19 protein-coding genes and 1 pseudogene are annotated in these 15,594 nt (G+C 23.3%); 5 read left to right on the top strand and 15 right to left on the bottom strand.

The genetic code is table 4. From position 1 onward, the window contains the following. Positions 1-9 precede the first annotated feature (9 nt). The gene (locus tag AACL02_RS10410) at positions 10-201 is read right to left on the bottom strand and encodes a transposase (RefSeq protein WP_339041425.1); all 192 of its coding nucleotides are present in this window, start codon (positions 199-201) and stop codon (positions 10-12) included. 80 nt (positions 202-281) lie between these two features. Continuing rightward, the gene (locus AACL02_RS10415; RefSeq protein WP_339041427.1) at positions 282-971 is read right to left on the bottom strand and encodes a UPF0236 family transposase-like protein; all 690 of its coding nucleotides are present in this window, start codon (positions 969-971) and stop codon (positions 282-284) included. A 758-nt stretch (positions 972-1,729) separates the two neighbouring features. On the opposite strand from AACL02_RS10415, the gene AACL02_RS10420 reads away from it, so the two are divergent. Both AACL02_RS10420 and AACL02_RS10425 read left to right on the top strand, forming a co-directional pair. Beyond that, on the top strand, positions 1,730-2,596 hold the full coding sequence (locus AACL02_RS10420; RefSeq protein ID WP_339041429.1) for a hypothetical protein: 867 nt from the start codon (positions 1,730-1,732) through the stop codon (positions 2,594-2,596). Between the two features lie 109 nt (positions 2,597-2,705). Further along, a pseudogene (locus tag AACL02_RS10425) lies at positions 2,706-3,932 on the top strand (IS256 family transposase). A 491-nt stretch (positions 3,933-4,423) separates the two neighbouring features. Here AACL02_RS10425 and AACL02_RS10430 read toward each other — a convergent pair. Next, positions 4,424-4,567: a hypothetical protein gene (locus AACL02_RS10430; protein ID WP_339041431.1), complete on the bottom strand. Its 144-nt coding sequence runs from the start codon at positions 4,565-4,567 to the stop codon at positions 4,424-4,426. On the opposite strand from AACL02_RS10430, the gene AACL02_RS10435 reads away from it, so the two are divergent. Next, entirely contained in the window at positions 4,513-4,641 is a 129-nt protein-coding gene (locus tag AACL02_RS10435; protein WP_339041434.1) for a hypothetical protein, read from the top strand. The genes AACL02_RS10430 and AACL02_RS10435 overlap by 55 nt on opposite strands. On the opposite strand, the gene AACL02_RS10440 is transcribed toward AACL02_RS10435, so the two are convergent. The 4 genes from AACL02_RS10440 to AACL02_RS10455 all read right to left on the bottom strand — a co-directional run bounded on the left by AACL02_RS10440 (position 4,638) and on the right by AACL02_RS10455 (position 7,614). Beyond that, a complete protein-coding gene (locus AACL02_RS10440) occupies positions 4,638-5,588 on the bottom strand; it encodes an IS30 family transposase (RefSeq protein WP_339041436.1) in 951 nt (316 codons plus the stop codon). The genes AACL02_RS10435 and AACL02_RS10440 overlap by 4 nt on opposite strands. 325 nt (positions 5,589-5,913) lie before the next feature. Beyond that, positions 5,914-6,054: a hypothetical protein gene (locus tag AACL02_RS10445; protein WP_338960166.1), complete on the bottom strand. Its 141-nt coding sequence runs from the start codon at positions 6,052-6,054 to the stop codon at positions 5,914-5,916. Positions 6,055-6,122: 68 nt separating this feature from the next. Further along, positions 6,123-6,977 (bottom strand): rolling circle replication-associated protein, encoded by an 855-nt coding sequence (locus AACL02_RS10450; RefSeq protein ID WP_339041438.1) that lies wholly within the window; start codon positions 6,975-6,977, stop codon positions 6,123-6,125. 361 nt (positions 6,978-7,338) lie between these two features. Continuing rightward, a complete protein-coding gene (locus AACL02_RS10455; protein WP_339041440.1) occupies positions 7,339-7,614 on the bottom strand; it encodes a hypothetical protein in 276 nt (91 codons plus the stop codon). A 449-nt stretch (positions 7,615-8,063) separates the two neighbouring features. Between AACL02_RS10455 and AACL02_RS10460 the strand changes: the two genes are divergently transcribed. Beyond that, positions 8,064-9,302 (top strand): IS256 family transposase, encoded by a 1,239-nt coding sequence (locus AACL02_RS10460; protein WP_339043725.1) that lies wholly within the window; start codon positions 8,064-8,066, stop codon positions 9,300-9,302. Between the two features lie 431 nt (positions 9,303-9,733). On the opposite strand, the gene AACL02_RS10465 is transcribed toward AACL02_RS10460, so the two are convergent. From AACL02_RS10465 to AACL02_RS10475, 3 genes are all read right to left on the bottom strand, one after another. Next, positions 9,734-10,093 carry a hypothetical protein gene (locus tag AACL02_RS10465; protein WP_339041442.1) on the bottom strand — a complete coding sequence of 120 codons (360 nt, stop codon included), beginning with the start codon at positions 10,091-10,093 and terminating at the stop codon, positions 9,734-9,736. A gap of 147 nt (positions 10,094-10,240) precedes the next feature. Then, on the bottom strand, positions 10,241-10,414 hold the full coding sequence (locus AACL02_RS10470) for a hypothetical protein (RefSeq protein WP_339041444.1): 174 nt from the start codon (positions 10,412-10,414) through the stop codon (positions 10,241-10,243). A 285-nt stretch (positions 10,415-10,699) separates the two neighbouring features. Further along, positions 10,700-10,957, bottom strand: coding sequence for a hypothetical protein (locus AACL02_RS10475; RefSeq protein WP_339041446.1), 258 nt, complete (start codon positions 10,955-10,957; stop codon positions 10,700-10,702). A gap of 18 nt (positions 10,958-10,975) precedes the next feature. Here AACL02_RS10475 and AACL02_RS10480 point away from each other — a divergent pair, with 18 nt between their 5' ends. After that, complete coding sequence (locus tag AACL02_RS10480; RefSeq protein ID WP_339041448.1) at positions 10,976-11,122, top strand: hypothetical protein; 147 nt, start codon at positions 10,976-10,978, stop codon at positions 11,120-11,122. On the opposite strand, the gene AACL02_RS10485 is transcribed toward AACL02_RS10480, so the two are convergent. The 5 genes from AACL02_RS10485 to rsmH form a co-directional block, all read right to left on the bottom strand. Next, entirely contained in the window at positions 11,112-11,330 is a 219-nt protein-coding gene (locus tag AACL02_RS10485; protein ID WP_339041450.1) for a hypothetical protein, read from the bottom strand. The genes AACL02_RS10480 and AACL02_RS10485 overlap by 11 nt on opposite strands. Before the next feature lie 529 nt (positions 11,331-11,859). After that, positions 11,860-12,144 (bottom strand): cell division protein SepF, encoded by a 285-nt coding sequence (gene sepF / locus AACL02_RS10490; RefSeq protein WP_339041452.1) that lies wholly within the window; start codon positions 12,142-12,144, stop codon positions 11,860-11,862. A 6-nt stretch (positions 12,145-12,150) separates the two neighbouring features. After that, positions 12,151-13,305, bottom strand: coding sequence for a cell division protein FtsZ (gene ftsZ / locus AACL02_RS10495; RefSeq protein ID WP_339041454.1), 1,155 nt, complete (start codon positions 13,303-13,305; stop codon positions 12,151-12,153). A gap of 35 nt (positions 13,306-13,340) precedes the next feature. Next, positions 13,341-14,621, bottom strand: a complete 1,281-nt coding sequence (locus AACL02_RS10500; RefSeq protein ID WP_339041456.1) for a hypothetical protein — start codon at positions 14,619-14,621, stop codon at positions 13,341-13,343. Between the two features lie 21 nt (positions 14,622-14,642). After that, a complete protein-coding gene (gene rsmH, locus AACL02_RS10505) occupies positions 14,643-15,593 on the bottom strand; it encodes a 16S rRNA (cytosine(1402)-N(4))-methyltransferase RsmH (RefSeq protein ID WP_339041458.1) in 951 nt (316 codons plus the stop codon). Between the last annotated feature and the right edge of the window lies 1 nt (position 15,594).

Raw genomic sequence — 15,594 nt, forward strand, 5'->3', positions numbered from 1 at the left:
TTTAATTAATTAATTTTCTTCAACAGAACGATTATCTTTAGTTTTAAAACTACCTGAATTAGTAAATTGCTTAATTCAATTGTAAGTAGCTGCTCTTGTAACATTATATTCTTTAACAAGGCAAGATACTGATTTGCCACTTTGATATAAAGCTACTATTTGTTTTTTAAATTCATCGATATATGACTTAATATTGGCCATAATTATAGTTCCTTTCTTTGTTCACTTGTCTATGTAATTAGTGTCCAATAAAGTGTAACCCATCCAATAATTTTTGCTTGCTAAATATTTTCATAAAATTTTTGACAATGTTTTTTAACAAATTCAGCAGTTTTTTTAACTCCAATTGCTGTTTTTGTTGGTCTTATAATTGCTTTTACTATTTTATTTTGTACCTTGTGATTAATATTATCTGTATATGTTACTATTAAACGCATAAAGTGTTTTATACCTTTACGTTTAAAATCTCAAAACTTTCGATGTCCATCATCAATTGCTACAAAAATAGGTTGATTTTTTTCTAATTTTACTTTTACTGGATTTGCTTCAATTACTTCTAAATTTTTAAAAACTCTATGAATAGTACTAACACTAATACCTGCTTTTTTACAAATAGCACAAATATCATGATATCTTTTTCCATCAGCAAAATATTCAATAATAGTTTGTTCAACATCTTCACCAATTCTTTTATATTTAGGTAATTCTAGTCATTCATCAACTAAACAAATACGAACTCATTTTTGTAATTTTTCATCAAAATATTCATAAATTCTTCTTTTATAAGTTACTAATCCATATAATGTTTTTCTTGTTCGATATTGATAATCAACTATTTTATATTTCTTTTTATCTCTTGTTTTAAATATTCTTCAATCTCGTTTTTCTCATTTCTTTGTTATATGTTCTAAAACTAATTTATCAATTTTGGCATATTGTTCTCTAAAATTTCATTTATAATTAAAACTCATATTTTTTTACTCTCCTAATCTGTTTCTGCATCAATTATTAATTTTAATTTACATAAATTTAAAGTGTTAAAATATGGTAAATTAAAATAATAATCTATTTTTCTTTATTTTATTCACAATAATCCACATAAGAACGTAATTATTACTAAAATAATGGTATTGTGAAAAAAAGTACTTTCATATTTTCAATATAATCAACAAGTTACATATAATTAATAGTATAGGTCTCACAAAATAAACGCTTTTAATTTAGGCGATATTTTGCATTTAAAAGGATACTTGTAAAAATAATCAAAAATAGTACAATTTATAAGTAAAATCAAGGAAAAAAGGAGTAATTAAAGATGAAAACATGAATAAAAATAAATTTAAGTAAAATAACATTAGCATTAACACTAACTGGTGCTACAACCGGAACAATAGGATTAATCATGGGGGGTGCTTACCCACGAAAATAGTAAAGATTTATCATTTTATAATTATGACCGTATAAAAACTGTTGGTGGTAAAGGAGCAATTATATGGTCACAACCTATGAATAATCAACACAAAATATTTTTGTATTTTGATATTAAATCAAGACATCAAGGAGATATAAAATGAGATGGCAAATATCCCGATGGATATTTTAACAAATAATATTGATATTTATATATAAACATATATAATTTCAATAAGAACTAAATAAAGTTTTTTTTAACTCATTGCTTTATTTTTAAAGTAAATTAGTTTTTTATTTTTAAGGAGATTTAAAAAATATGATTACAAAAAAAGAACAAGATTTTATTAATGGTCAAATATTAGAAAATCAAAAAAATATTGAAGAAATTGAAAAACAAATTCAAAATTTAGAAAAAGAAAGAAATTATTTTCAAAACGAAATTTCAATAAATGAAATTACAATAAAAAATTTTAAAACTAATATTATTTTTTGAAGTGAACAAAAGGAAAAAATAGAAACAAAAATAATTAATTATAAAAATCAAATTTTAAAGTTAAAAAAACAAAAAATTAATATATTTAAAAATTTTTTTATTAAAATTTTTTCATTTGGAAAAATCAATATAAATCAAAATATTAATAATTTAATTCAACAAGAAGAGAAAAATTGTGAATTATTAAAAGAAACAAATTTAAATAATCAGAAAAAAATTGAAACTTTAAATTTAACTTATAATGAAAAAAAAGAAAATCATAAAAATTTAATAACTAATATTAATAAAATAACTGAAAATATAAATAAATTATTGAACCATAATAATAAATTATTACAAAATAATAGTAATTTATTATTTAACTTATTAAATCAAAAACAACAAAAAGTAATTATCAAAGTTGATGAACAAACGATTGAAAAATATGAATCAGAAATATTTAAACTTAATGAGAAAATTTGTGATTTAGAAAATAAATTATTATCTAGCAGTAGTGATGAAGGATTTCATTCGAAATCTACATCAACAAATTCTTTACCTTCAAGTAATTCATTGTCTTTAAATAAACAACAAAAACCACAAAAACCAAAAGTGATTAATAATCTAAAAGAAAAAATTAAACCATGAGAAGAAACTTTAAGAGAATATCCAACAGAAAAAGGTATTAAAAAAAATAAGTTAAATTTCTAAATTAATGTATGAAATGGAAATGTTTAGTAATCTGTGTAACTTACAAAAATAACTATGTTTAATTAATTCTAGTAAATATAATTAAATGACTAGAAAGAGTGAGTTACAGATGGCTAAAAAAGATAACTTTAATAATAATGATCCAATATCAAAAGCAGTAGATTTATTACTAGAAAATACTGAAGATTTAACAACAGTTTTTAAACCTGGCGGTTTATATAAATAATTAACAAAAAGATTAGTTGAAAAAATGTTGAATTCTGAAATGCAAAATTATTTAGGATATGAAAAAAATCAACATAGTACTACTGAAAATGCTCGTAATGGTACAAGTTCAAAAAAATTAATAACTCAACAAGGTAAAATTGAAATTGATGTACCAAGAGATCGCAATAGTAATTTTACTCCTGTAATAGTTCCTAAAAGGCAAAGAAGATTTGATGGTTTTGATCAACAAGTTCTTTCCTTGTATGCAAAAGGAATGACATTATCTGACATTAGAATGCAGTTGCAAGAGTTATATCATGGTGCTGATATTAGTGAAAGTGTTATTAGTCAAATTACTGATGATGTTAAAGCATGACAAAATCGACCATTAGAAAGTATTTATCCTATTGTTTATTTTGATTGTATAGTAGTTAAAGTACGACAAGATAAACGGATTATTAACAAATCAGTTTATATAGCATTAGGAGTTGATTTAGAAGGCAAAAAAGATGTTTTAGGATTATGAATTAGTGAAAATGAAGGTTCTAAGTTTTGATTATCTAATTTCACAAAAATGAAAAATCGTGGCTTAAATGATATTCTTATTGCTTGTAGTGATAATTTAACAGGCATGTCAGAAGCAATACAATCAGTTTATCCTAAAACAGAACATCAATTATGCATTGTTCATCAAATTAGAAATAGTTTAAAATATGTTTCATACAAACATCGAAAAGGTCTAGTTGCAGATTTAAAACCAATTTATAGTGCATGTAGTGAAGAACAAGCAATGCAAGCTTTAGAATCGTTTGAAAGTAAATGAAATAAACAATATCCTCAAATTACTAAATCTTGATATAAAAATTGAGATAATTTAATGGTTTTTATTAGTTATCCAGTAGAAATCAAAAGAGTGATTTATACTACAAATGCTATTGAATCTGTTAATAGTCAATTACGAAAAATCATCAGAAATAAAAAAGTTTTTCCTAATGATATGGCAGTTTTCAAAATATTTTACTTGGCAATTGAAAATATAACAAAAAAATGAACATTGCCTATTCAAAATTGAAATACAGCAATTGCTCATTTTATGATAAAATTTGAAGACAGAATTAATCTAAATTAGTAACTTTGTAAAACAAAGATACACAGATTATTAAAAAGCCTCATTTTAGAAGAGATTTATTTTATTAATACTAAACCATATAAAATTTTAAAACATTTGTATATGAGCAAATTTGGTGTCTTAAAATCAATTTTAAAGATATAAAGATATTGCATTTGCAATATCTTCCCCTTTTACATCTGTGGTGAGCTTGGTTTATATCCACTTGTTAAAGGTTGATTTTCACTGTTTGCACTGCGTTTTCATTGTTCAAAAATTGAATCAAAATCATAATCTAAAATTGATTTTAATTTTAAATATTTTCCTACATTGTCAACCCTTTTTTGTCCTTTTGATTCGATTTTATCTTCTAAATCATATATATTTAATTTTTCAATATATGGAATTATTTTATATTTCTTTTTTAAATTTTAATTTAATGTTTTTAGATATATTTCTAGTTTTTCTATTTCTTCTTTAAGATTTTTTTCATTATTTATTATATTTTCTAATTATTTATTATCTTTAATTTTACCCTCTAATTTTTTTATTTCAGAATAATAAAACGGACTTCTCCCCACATGTACTTGTGGAGGGAATAATGAAACTGAATGAATTCAACAATGCTTTTCAAAATGAACAGCAATGTCTTGCATATATAGCAAATTTGAAAGAAAACAAATGTATTAGGTGTTTTAGTTTGCTAAATTGTAAAGGTAAGTGCAACTAAATTATTTTTCTATCCAAATATTCTATCGGTGAAAGATAATTTAGTATTTTTCTTGGTCTTTGGTTTAAAGACAATATAAATTTATGAACTTCATTTTTACAAGTTTTTGAAAAATTAAATTTTTTAGGAAATTTTTCTCTAATTAAACCATTAGTATTTTCATTAGTACCTCTTTGTCAAGGTGAATATGGATTTGCAAAATAAATTTTCACATCTAAATTTTTTTCAAGTTGTTGTCAATTTGAAAATTCTTTACCACGATCAAAAGTAATGGTTTTAACAATATTTTTAGGAAGAATTGATAAATAATGGCTAATATTTTTGTTAATAACTTTAGTAGTTCTGTTTTTAACTAATATTGCTAAAGTAAATCGTGATACTCTTTCAACTAAAGTTATTAAACATTTTTTACTTTTGCCTCGTGATGATACTATAGTATTTCCTTCTCAATGACCAAGTGTTATACGATCATTAATATTAAGATCTCTTTCTTTAATTGATTTGCTATTGAATTTGCCACGATTTTCTTGAGATTTGCGTTTTTTGCCTTTTCTTCTTAAATTTTTACTAGTAACTTGATCAAGCAATCCAGAATAAATTCAATTGTAAATTGTTTTAAAACTAATAACTCATTGTTTATGAAAATTTTTAATTCTGCCATAAATTTGTTCAGGTGATCAGCCTAATAATAGTTTTTGTTGCACATATTTTACTAAATCTTTATTTTTAAACTTATGAAAAAAAATATGTGATTGTTTTCTATTTTCAGCTTTATTTTGTGCAATCAATGAAAAATAATTACTATTATCTTGATTTCTATTAATTTCTCGAATAATAGTACTAATATTTCGATTAAGATTTTTAGCTATTTCACTAATTTTAACTTTAAATTTCAATTGATTCTCAATATAAATTCTTTCATCTACGCCAAGATGTTTATAACTCATATAAAAACTCCTTACTTTTTTTATAAAATAAATTTAGCATTATGAAATTTTTATATGAGAATTTTTTTGCAATTTTATTTACTTGCACTTACAAGTATAATTCAGCATCTAGAAAATAATTTATTTGGAATTTATGTTTATTTAACAGTATAACTTTTCAAAATAATTTATTTTTTAAAAAATATTTTTGGGAAATTTTCACTCGATATTGACACAAAAAAACGCAAAAACATAAAGTTAAATTCCTAGGTAAAACCTTACATTTTTGCTATTAACCATTATATATATATATATATATATACAAGTATTTTCTTTAAAAATCATATTAAGATTTAACAGTTTGAACTTTTTTTTCACGTTTATCACCATAAATTAAAGTTTTAAGCATAAAATGAAATGGAATTCAAATAATGGTCAAACATAAAAATATTGAAATACACATAATAACTCTTTTTAAAATATTCATTTAAGTACAACTCCTTTCTTAAATAAATATATCAAAAATAAAATTTTAAAAAACAATTAAAATATAATTTAATGTAAATGTAAAATTCTAGGTACACGCTTAATTGCATTCCTAAACCTAATACTATCAATTGAGATATATTCATCATAATCTTTAAAATTATCACCAAAAACAGTAGTATCAAAACTACCACCAAAAAGTATAGTACGACCCAAATTATCAATTTTCTTTTTAAAAAATTGTGTATTTAAAGCATTAATAGAAGCGTCAATTAAACGTTGATATAACATTATCTTTTGGCCTTTAACTACTTTTGGATTAGAACAATTACGAGAAAAAGCATAAGCACGAACACCCAAATCATACTGATTTTGAGATTTTATATCATTTTGCACTTTTACAACATATTTACTTAAATACTTAACTATATTTTCATTAGTACCTTTTTTAACAACTCTTACATCATTAAAACCAAATGGTCATCATTGTGGCAACATACTTTTATGTATTTTTCTATTAAATAATATATGAAAGTGAATAGCACCACGCTTTTGATATTCATAAACATACATATATTTTAACTCACCTAAATATTTAACACGTTTAGGGTTATTTCATCAACGCTTTAAACGTTTGAAGAATATAGCAATATCATGTTTTGCTTTATTAATATCTTGCATATTTTCAGCATAAGTTAAAGTAACAAAACTTAAAACTTTTGAATTATAAAAATTATGATACGCTTTATGTATTAATTTTGTTTTAGTACGAATAGTACTATTACGCAACTTTTTATTATTAATACCTAAATTTTTAATACCGATTTCATTACGCTTATTATTTAATATAGCACTAATAGGTAAAATTATATTTTTAACATAAGCACCATAATAAACTTTTTTAATATAAAAATTTTCTTGCATATATAAAACTTCTAGGAATTAATTATAATTTTATATATTTTAATAACAAAATAATCATAACACAAAAAACAAAATAATTAATAAATTATCTTGCGGTGAATTGTGTTACTTAATTAATTAAATTATCTTGCGGTGAATTGTGTTACTTAATTGAATTGTGTTACTTAATTTAATATATAATAATAACAATTTTTTTGCTAATTTAACAAAAAAAGTATTAATTAAATTTTGACATGAATATTTTAATAAGAAGTAAGCAAAGTTGAAGATAAATTTCTACTAGAATCACTTTCTTTACTTTGTTCAAGTTCATCAAAATTGTTTTCTAAAATTGGTAATAATTATAAATCACATTGCTCTTTTATATCATTAAAAATCATAATTGGACTATTTTTTTAGGTAGCACATTTTTTAATTGTGTCTCTAGTTGTGCAATTTTTTCCTCTCTTTCTTCAATAATTTTTTTTAAATGTTTAATTTCAGTATCTTTTTTTTCAAACTCAGATTTAAAAGCAGTAGTTATTGCTTCAACTGCATCTCAATCTTCATCTTCGCTTTCTTCTCATTCTTTTTCAATTTCTGCTTTAATTTTTGGAATTGAATCTTCTATATATGTATCAATATATTTAATAATCATTTCAAATAATAAAGAACTTTCATCTTTAGTTCCTACATTTTCATTATTATCAATTGTCTTTCAACTATCAATAACTTTTAATCTTTCAATAGGAAAAAATTCTTTTAATGATGTTACAAGTGACTGATATTGTTCTTCAATTTTTTGAAATATTTCATTAAGTTTTGCTTGAAAAAATTCTTTTTGTTTATTATTTGTTAATTGAGGAGTTTCATTTTCAATAGTTTTAATATTCTTTAATACTTCTATTTTTTTAAAAATTTTGCTTACTTCCTTTTCACTTAAGAAATTATCTTCAACTAATATAAATTTAGTGTATAAATTACAAAATTTTCTAGATAAAAAATAATATTTTGGAAATGTTTAGTAATCTGTGTAACTTACAAAAATAACTATGTTTAATTAATTCTAGTAAATATAATTAAATGACTAGAAAGAGTGAGTTACAGATGGCTAAAAAAGATAACTTTAATAATAATGATCCAATATCAAAAGCAGTAGATTTATTACTAGAAAATACTGAAGATTTAACAACAGTTTTTAAACCTGGCGGTTTATATAAAGAATTAACAAAAAGATTAGTTGAAAAAATGTTGAATTCTGAAATGCAAAATTATTTAGGATATGAAAAAAATCAACATAGTACTACTGAAAATGCTCGTAATGGTACAAGTTCAAAAAAATTAATAACTCAACAAGGTAAAATTGAAATTGATGTACCAAGAGATCGCAATAGTAATTTTACTCCTGTAATAGTTCCTAAAAGGCAAAGAAGATTTGATGGTTTTGATCAACAAGTTCTTTCCTTGTATGCAAAAGGAATGACATTATCTGACATTAGAATGCAGTTGCAAGAGTTATATCATGGTGCTGATATTAGTGAAAGTGTTATTAGTCAAATTACTGATGATGTTATTGATGATGTTAAAGCATGACAAAATCGACCATTAGAAAGTATTTATCCTATTGTTTATTTTGATTGTATAGTAGTTAAAGTACGACAAGATAAACGGATTATTAACAAATCAGTTTATATAGCATTAGGAGTTGATTTAGAAGGCAAAAAAGATGTTTTAGGATTATGAATTAGTGAAAATGAAGGTTGTAAGTTTTGATTATCTAATTTCACAGAAATGAAAAATCGTGGCTTAAATGATATTCTTATTGCTTGTAGTGATAATTTAACAGGCATGTCAGAAGCAATACAATCAGTTTATCCTAAAACAGAACATCAATTATGCATTGTTCATCAAATTAGAAATAGTTTAAAATATGTTTCATACAAACATCGAAAAGGTCTAGTTGCAGATTTAAAACCAATTTATAGTGCATGTAGTGAAGAACAAGCAATGCAAGCTTTAGAATCGTTTGAAAGTAAATGAAATAAACAATATCCTCAAATTACTAAATCTTGATATAAAAATTGAGATAATTTAATGGTTTTTATTAGTTATCCAGTAGAAATCAAAAGAGTGATTTATACTACAAATGCTATTGAATCTGTTAATAGTCAATTACGAAAAATCATCAGAAATAAAAAAGTTTTTCCTAATGATATGGCAGTTTTCAAAATATTTTACTTGGCAATTGAAAATATAACAAAAAAATGAACATTGCCTATTCAAAATTGAAATACAGCAATTGCTCATTTTATGATAAAATTTGAAGACAGAATTAATCTAAATTAGTAACTTTGTAAAACAAAGATACACAGATTATTAAAAAGCCTCAATATTTTTCCTCTTCAATTAATTTTTTAAGCAAAATTTTTCTACCTTCTTTATTTAATATTTGAAAATTAGCTTCTTCACTATCGGGAACTGCTAATACCAAATGATTATCATTTTCTGTTTTTAAATAAAATTTGATCATGGTAACTTATATTGTAAATTATCATTTTTATATTAAATTTTAATAATTAATCCTGGTTGTAAAATATTATTGATCGTATTGTTTAATTTATATTTTTCACGATCTCATTCATTATTTTTAAATCATAAAATAAATTCATAAAGTGAAATTGTAAAAGACTTAATAAATTCAATAATTTTTTGATGATAATTTTTAATATTATCTTTCATTAAATTTGTATTATTAATAATTCCCTGTTTAGTTTCTTCTAATTGAAGCGTTTTTTGTTTTTCTTCTTCTTCAATAGCTTCTTTTTGCTTTTTTTACTTTCTGTTATTTTTTCTTTTGTAATAGTTCTAATGTTTTCAATTTGCTGTTTTAACTCTGCTAGCACTTTTTTATCATTGTCTAAACTTACATTTTCTAAAGTTCTTGACAAATTTTCATATGTTGTTCTTTCTGTTTTATTAATATTTTCTAATGCTGCTATTTTTTTATTAATAACTTCAATCGATTTACTTTCTTCTTCAACTAATTGTTCACAATGTCTATCAAACTGTAATGTAATTTCTTTTATTCTTTCAGAAGTACTTTTCGTTAATTTTACTGATTCTGTTATATATTTCATTATGAAATTTTTTGCTAAGTCACTTGTATATGAATCACTTATTTTTTTTAATATAGTAAATTCATTATTGATAGCACCACATATTCTATTAATATTTCATTCTAAACTATCTGCTGCAAATTGTTCAGTACTATTAAGAATAAGAAATTAATAATAATAATCCATTATCCTAGAATCTTCAATATTATTAATAAAATTTTTTAATTCATTTATACTTTTTGCTATCTTTTTTTGAAAACTATTATAATAACTTTCATTATTATAATCTTCTAAATCAATTAAAAATTGTTTTCTTTTCATCACATTACTAACTAATGCCACTTGTTCACTACATTCTTTAACTTTTTCTAGATTTCTTTTATGATTTAAAATAAATTCTTGATAATCTTCACCAATAATTTTAAATTTTTTAATATTTTTTTCAAAATTAATAAAAACGTTACACAACTCAGCAATTTTTTCTTTTCACTCTACCGATAAAAACTGTTCTAGATTTTCTTCTTTTATAATTTGTTTTCAAAAATTAATCGCATTATTGGGAAGTTTTAATTCAGGAAAAAAGTAATCAAAATTAATTCGCGCTTGTTCTTGTTTAAATTTTATAATTTAAAAATATTGTTCTGGAAATGCTTCTTTAGCTATATTTTTTAATTCAGTAATTAAATTATGTTCTTCATTAAAAATTTGCCGTTCTTTTTCAATTCATTGTCATGAATTTTTTAAATTTTCTAATAAAAGTTCATCAAATACTAAAAACTTTTTATTATTATAAAGAGAAAATAACTCTTGATAAAGATGATGAACAATATTTAAAAATCAAAATAATGAATCTGCTTTAATTAAACTACGGACTTCTCCCCACATGTAATTGTGGAGGGAATAATGAAACTGAATGAATTCAACAATGCTTTTCAAACTGAACAGCAATGTCTTGCATATATAGCAAATTTGAAAGAAAACAAATGTATTAGGTGTTTTAATTTTAATGGCTTTTCTTCCTTTATGTACTATTTTAATTTTATCACATAAATGCTGAGAAAAGCCTTAAACTATTAAAAAATATAGCAAGGTCATCACTATTAATTGTTTTTATTAATTGTTTGCAATACTTTCTTTCTATTTTTGCACTTGTAATCTTAGAAATTATTTCTTTTCTAAAATGCTTAATATTTTTTTGCTTTTTATTATCAGAACCTATTTCTTGACTTTCTGTAGGCACTTCTTTACATCCTTTCAAATAAAAAACCCATTTATTTTATTAAAAATAAAACAATGGGCTTGAAAAACATATTTTTTTAAATTTTTTATTTTAAATTTTCATTAAAATAAGCAAAGGAACAATTCTAAAATAAATTAGTTATAATTTATTTGAAAAAGTTAATTAACAATTTCTAAAATCTCTTGTTAATTACCTATAGTAATGCATATAGTTTATCTCTAATATTTAAGATAACTATTTATAAATAATAGCATGTATAAAACGTATTGCAAATAATATACAAAAATCATACTTTATATTACATTAATTTTACTAATTAAAATGATAAATAAAAACATCATTGATATTATATAAAAATAATAAACACTTTTATTATGAAATAAATTTTATTATTACATGAAAAAATAACAAATAAACAAATTAAAACAATAAATCCCTTCTAAATTAGAAGGGATTTTTATTCTAAAATTAATGTAAGAACAATTTAAAAAATAAATAATTTTATTTCTTTATTATTAGAAAGAAATAAAAACCTATTTGTTCAAGATTAACTTAATTCATTTTTAAATTCATAAATATGAATATCAGTTTTATCAACAACAAAACCAATAACATACGAAATACCACAAAGAAAATCTATAATTCTTCTTCGATCATTTTCAACAGTTGTTGTTAAATTAACTTTAATTGGTTTTTGTAAAATCATAGCATTAGCAATTGATTCAATTTCTTGATAATTTTTAGGAGCAAATTCTTGTATTTGTTCTTGAAAAATGGTTTTATAATTACTATTTTCATCACTGTCTTTATATTTTTTACTTCTTCATCCCATAATTAATTAAACTTCCTTTCGTCTTCGTAAAAATGATGGTAAATCATCATCTGCTTCCATTGCTGCTTCTTGGACTAAATTTTGTTGTTCTTCTTCTTTTTTCTTTGTTTGTTCTTTAATTTCTTCGCTTAAATATTGAGTCTTATTAGTAATAAATTCATGATTATCAACTTTTGAACTATAAACAAAATTATTGGCATTAGCACCTTCTTCATCAAAACCAGTGGCAATAACTGTTACAATCATTTCATCATTTAAATTTTCATTAACAGCGACACCAAAAATGATATTAACATCATTACCCGCAGCATCACGAACTAAATCAACAGCAATATTAGCATCAGTTAATGTCATTGTTGTTCCACCAGTAACATTAACAATAGCATTTTTAGCACCCTTAATTGTCACATCATCAAGTAAAGGAGAAGAAATAGCTTTTGTTGCGGCTTGTTTAGCTTTATGTTCACCCTTTGACATTCCAATACCAAATAAGGCATTACCTTTATTTTCAATAATAGTACGAACATCAGCAAAATCTAAATTTATTAAAGCAGGAACAGCAATTAAGTCAGTAATAGTCTGTACACCTTGACGTAAAATATTATCTGCTTCTTTAAACGAATCTTTAAGAGGAATATTACCAATTACTTGTAATAATTTATCATTAGAAATAATAATAATTGCATCAACTTGTTTCTTTAAATTTTCAATTCCAACTACGGCATGAGCATTACGATTACGTCCTTCAAATTTAAATGGTTTAGTAACAATAGCAATTGTTAAAGCACCACATTCTTTAGCAATTCTTGCAACAATTGATGCAGCACCAGTACCAGTACCACCACCCATACCAGCAGCAATAAAAACCATATCTGCACCATCTAAAGCACGTTTAATCTCTGCTTCACTTTCAATTGCGGATTGTTTACCAATTTCGGGATTAGCTCCCGCTCCAAGTCCCTTTGATAATTCTTTGCCCAAAATAATTTTATTTTCAGCTGGAGATGCATTAACTACTTGTGCATCAGTATTAGCAACATAAAAATCAACACCTTGTACCTCTGCTTCAATCATTCTATTAACAGCATTATTACCAGCACCACCAATACCAATTACCCGAATTGATGCTATTGGTTTAAATTGTGAATTATTATGTTCCATTTTATTTTCCTCCTGATTAATCAAATTGTCTTCTTCTATTTACTACCATCATTATACTGATAATTTGGTTGAAAGGGGGAATTATAATGCTTATTATCATGATTATTAGAATGCGTATAATGATTTAATTTTGATACAATTTCTGGTTTATGTATTGATGAAATATAATTATTACTAAAAACATTTACTAAATGTTGGTAGTGAGTATTACCGATTAAAGTAGTTCACTGATAACTATATGCACCAAGAGTTTGGCTAAGCATATATTTTACTTCTTTTAGTTTGCTATTATTTTTAAAATAGTTGGCAAAACCACATAAACCAATAGTAATTCCCGTAAAAATAATTTCCATATCTGAACTATTATTATCACTAACTTCATCAAGAAAATATTCAATACAAGCAATAATTTCATTAATTTGTTTTTTAACTGTTGCTTGTAAATCAGTTTTTGTTAAACGAACAATAGATTTTGTCTGCTCATCAACATACTTATCAACAACAACATCGCATAAATAATTACTACTTATATTAATAATTTTTTGTAAATATATTTCAGCTTTATCATAACCACAATGCATTTGCTTCATTAATGATTGAATTATTTGATTTCAACCAATTTTAATATTTGTTGTTGCAAATAATACTGAATTACTAAAAACACTAATCTTAGTACTATTAATATTTCAATCAACTAAAACTGTATTACGATTAAAATCAGTATTTTTAATATTACATACTAATGCAAATTGATCTAAAGTAACCGTTAACAATTCTGTTTCGGCATTAGTTAATACTTCGAGGTGAGAATTATATAAACTTTTAGGTAATGAATAAACTAAAGCATCAACATGCATAACTTGTCCTTTTTTAGCAATTGGTAATGAACAATTACCAATTGCATGATCAACTTTAAAATTGTATGGTTTAGTTAAACAAATAATTTCACTATTATCAATAGTAATGTTTTTAGCCATTTCAATCACTTTACTACAATCTTCATCAGTAATAATGTGGTTAGCATCTTTAAAATCAAGTGATGCTTGTGATTGATAAATTTTTAAATTATTTGAAGGTAAAGTTAAGGCAATACGTTGTACTTTTATATTTAAAGTATTATTAATTTTATTAATAATTTGCCTTAATAACTTACCTGTAGCAATTGAATTAATAATTAAACCATTTTCAGAAAACTGTTCAGTATCAACAGTTTCTTTATATAAAACCTGAATTTGATTATTAACATAATTATTAACCATAACTTTTAAACTAAAGTCTTCAATTTGACATACAACATATAATTCTTGAAAATTCATATTGTTCACCTCCAAACATTTTTATGAATCAATATAAGTAATAACTCTTAACTTTGCACTTCGTGCTCTTGGATTTTTATTTATTTCATCAGGCTTTGGTGTAATTGGTTTTTTAATTATTAATTGATATTTTGTTTTTCAATTATTATGAACTGGTAATTTAGCATATAATTGCGCTTGTGGATCAATTAAAACTTCATTAAAAGTTTGTTTAACAATACGATCTTCTAAAGAATGAAAACTAATAACAACAATTCTACCATTAGAATTTAATAATTTCAAAGATTGTTTTAAAGAAGATTTTAATGTTTCTAACTCGTTATTAACAGCAATTCTTATTGCTTGAAAAGTCTTTTTGGCAGGATGATGATGCTTATTTAATACTCTTACTGGTAATGATTTTTTAATAATAGTAACCAATTGTAAAGTGGTATCAATTGGTTGAAAAGTTCTTGTTTTAATAATATTTTTAGCAATACTACTAGCAAATACTTCTTCACCATAATTTTTAATAATTGTTTTTAATTGCTCATAATTATAATTATTAACAATATCTCACGCATTTAATTTTTGACTTTGATCCATACGCATATCTAACTTAGCATCTTTCATATAACTAAATCCTCTAATATCTTCATCAACTTGTGGTGATGATATACCTAAATCATATAATATACCATCAACTTTAGTAATATTTCTTTTTAAAAGCTCAGATTGAATATTAGCAAAATTACTTTTAATTATTTCATATTTATCTTTAAAATCTTTTAAAATAATTTTACTATTATCAATGGCCATTTGATCTTGATCAAAAGCATATAGTTTGCCAGAGGTAAGTTTTGATAGTATAACTTTACTATGACCTGCTCGTCCTAATGTACAATCGACATAAATACCATCATGTTTAATATTTAAGAAATCAATTGCTTCTGTTAACATTACAGAAATGTGTCTTGCATTGATATTATTCATA

The sequence above is a fragment of the Spiroplasma endosymbiont of Apeira syringaria genome (genome assembly GCF_964020205.1).
Lineage (GTDB): Bacteria > Bacillota_I > Bacilli_A > Mycoplasmatales > VBWQ01 > Spiroplasma_E > Spiroplasma_E ixodetis_A.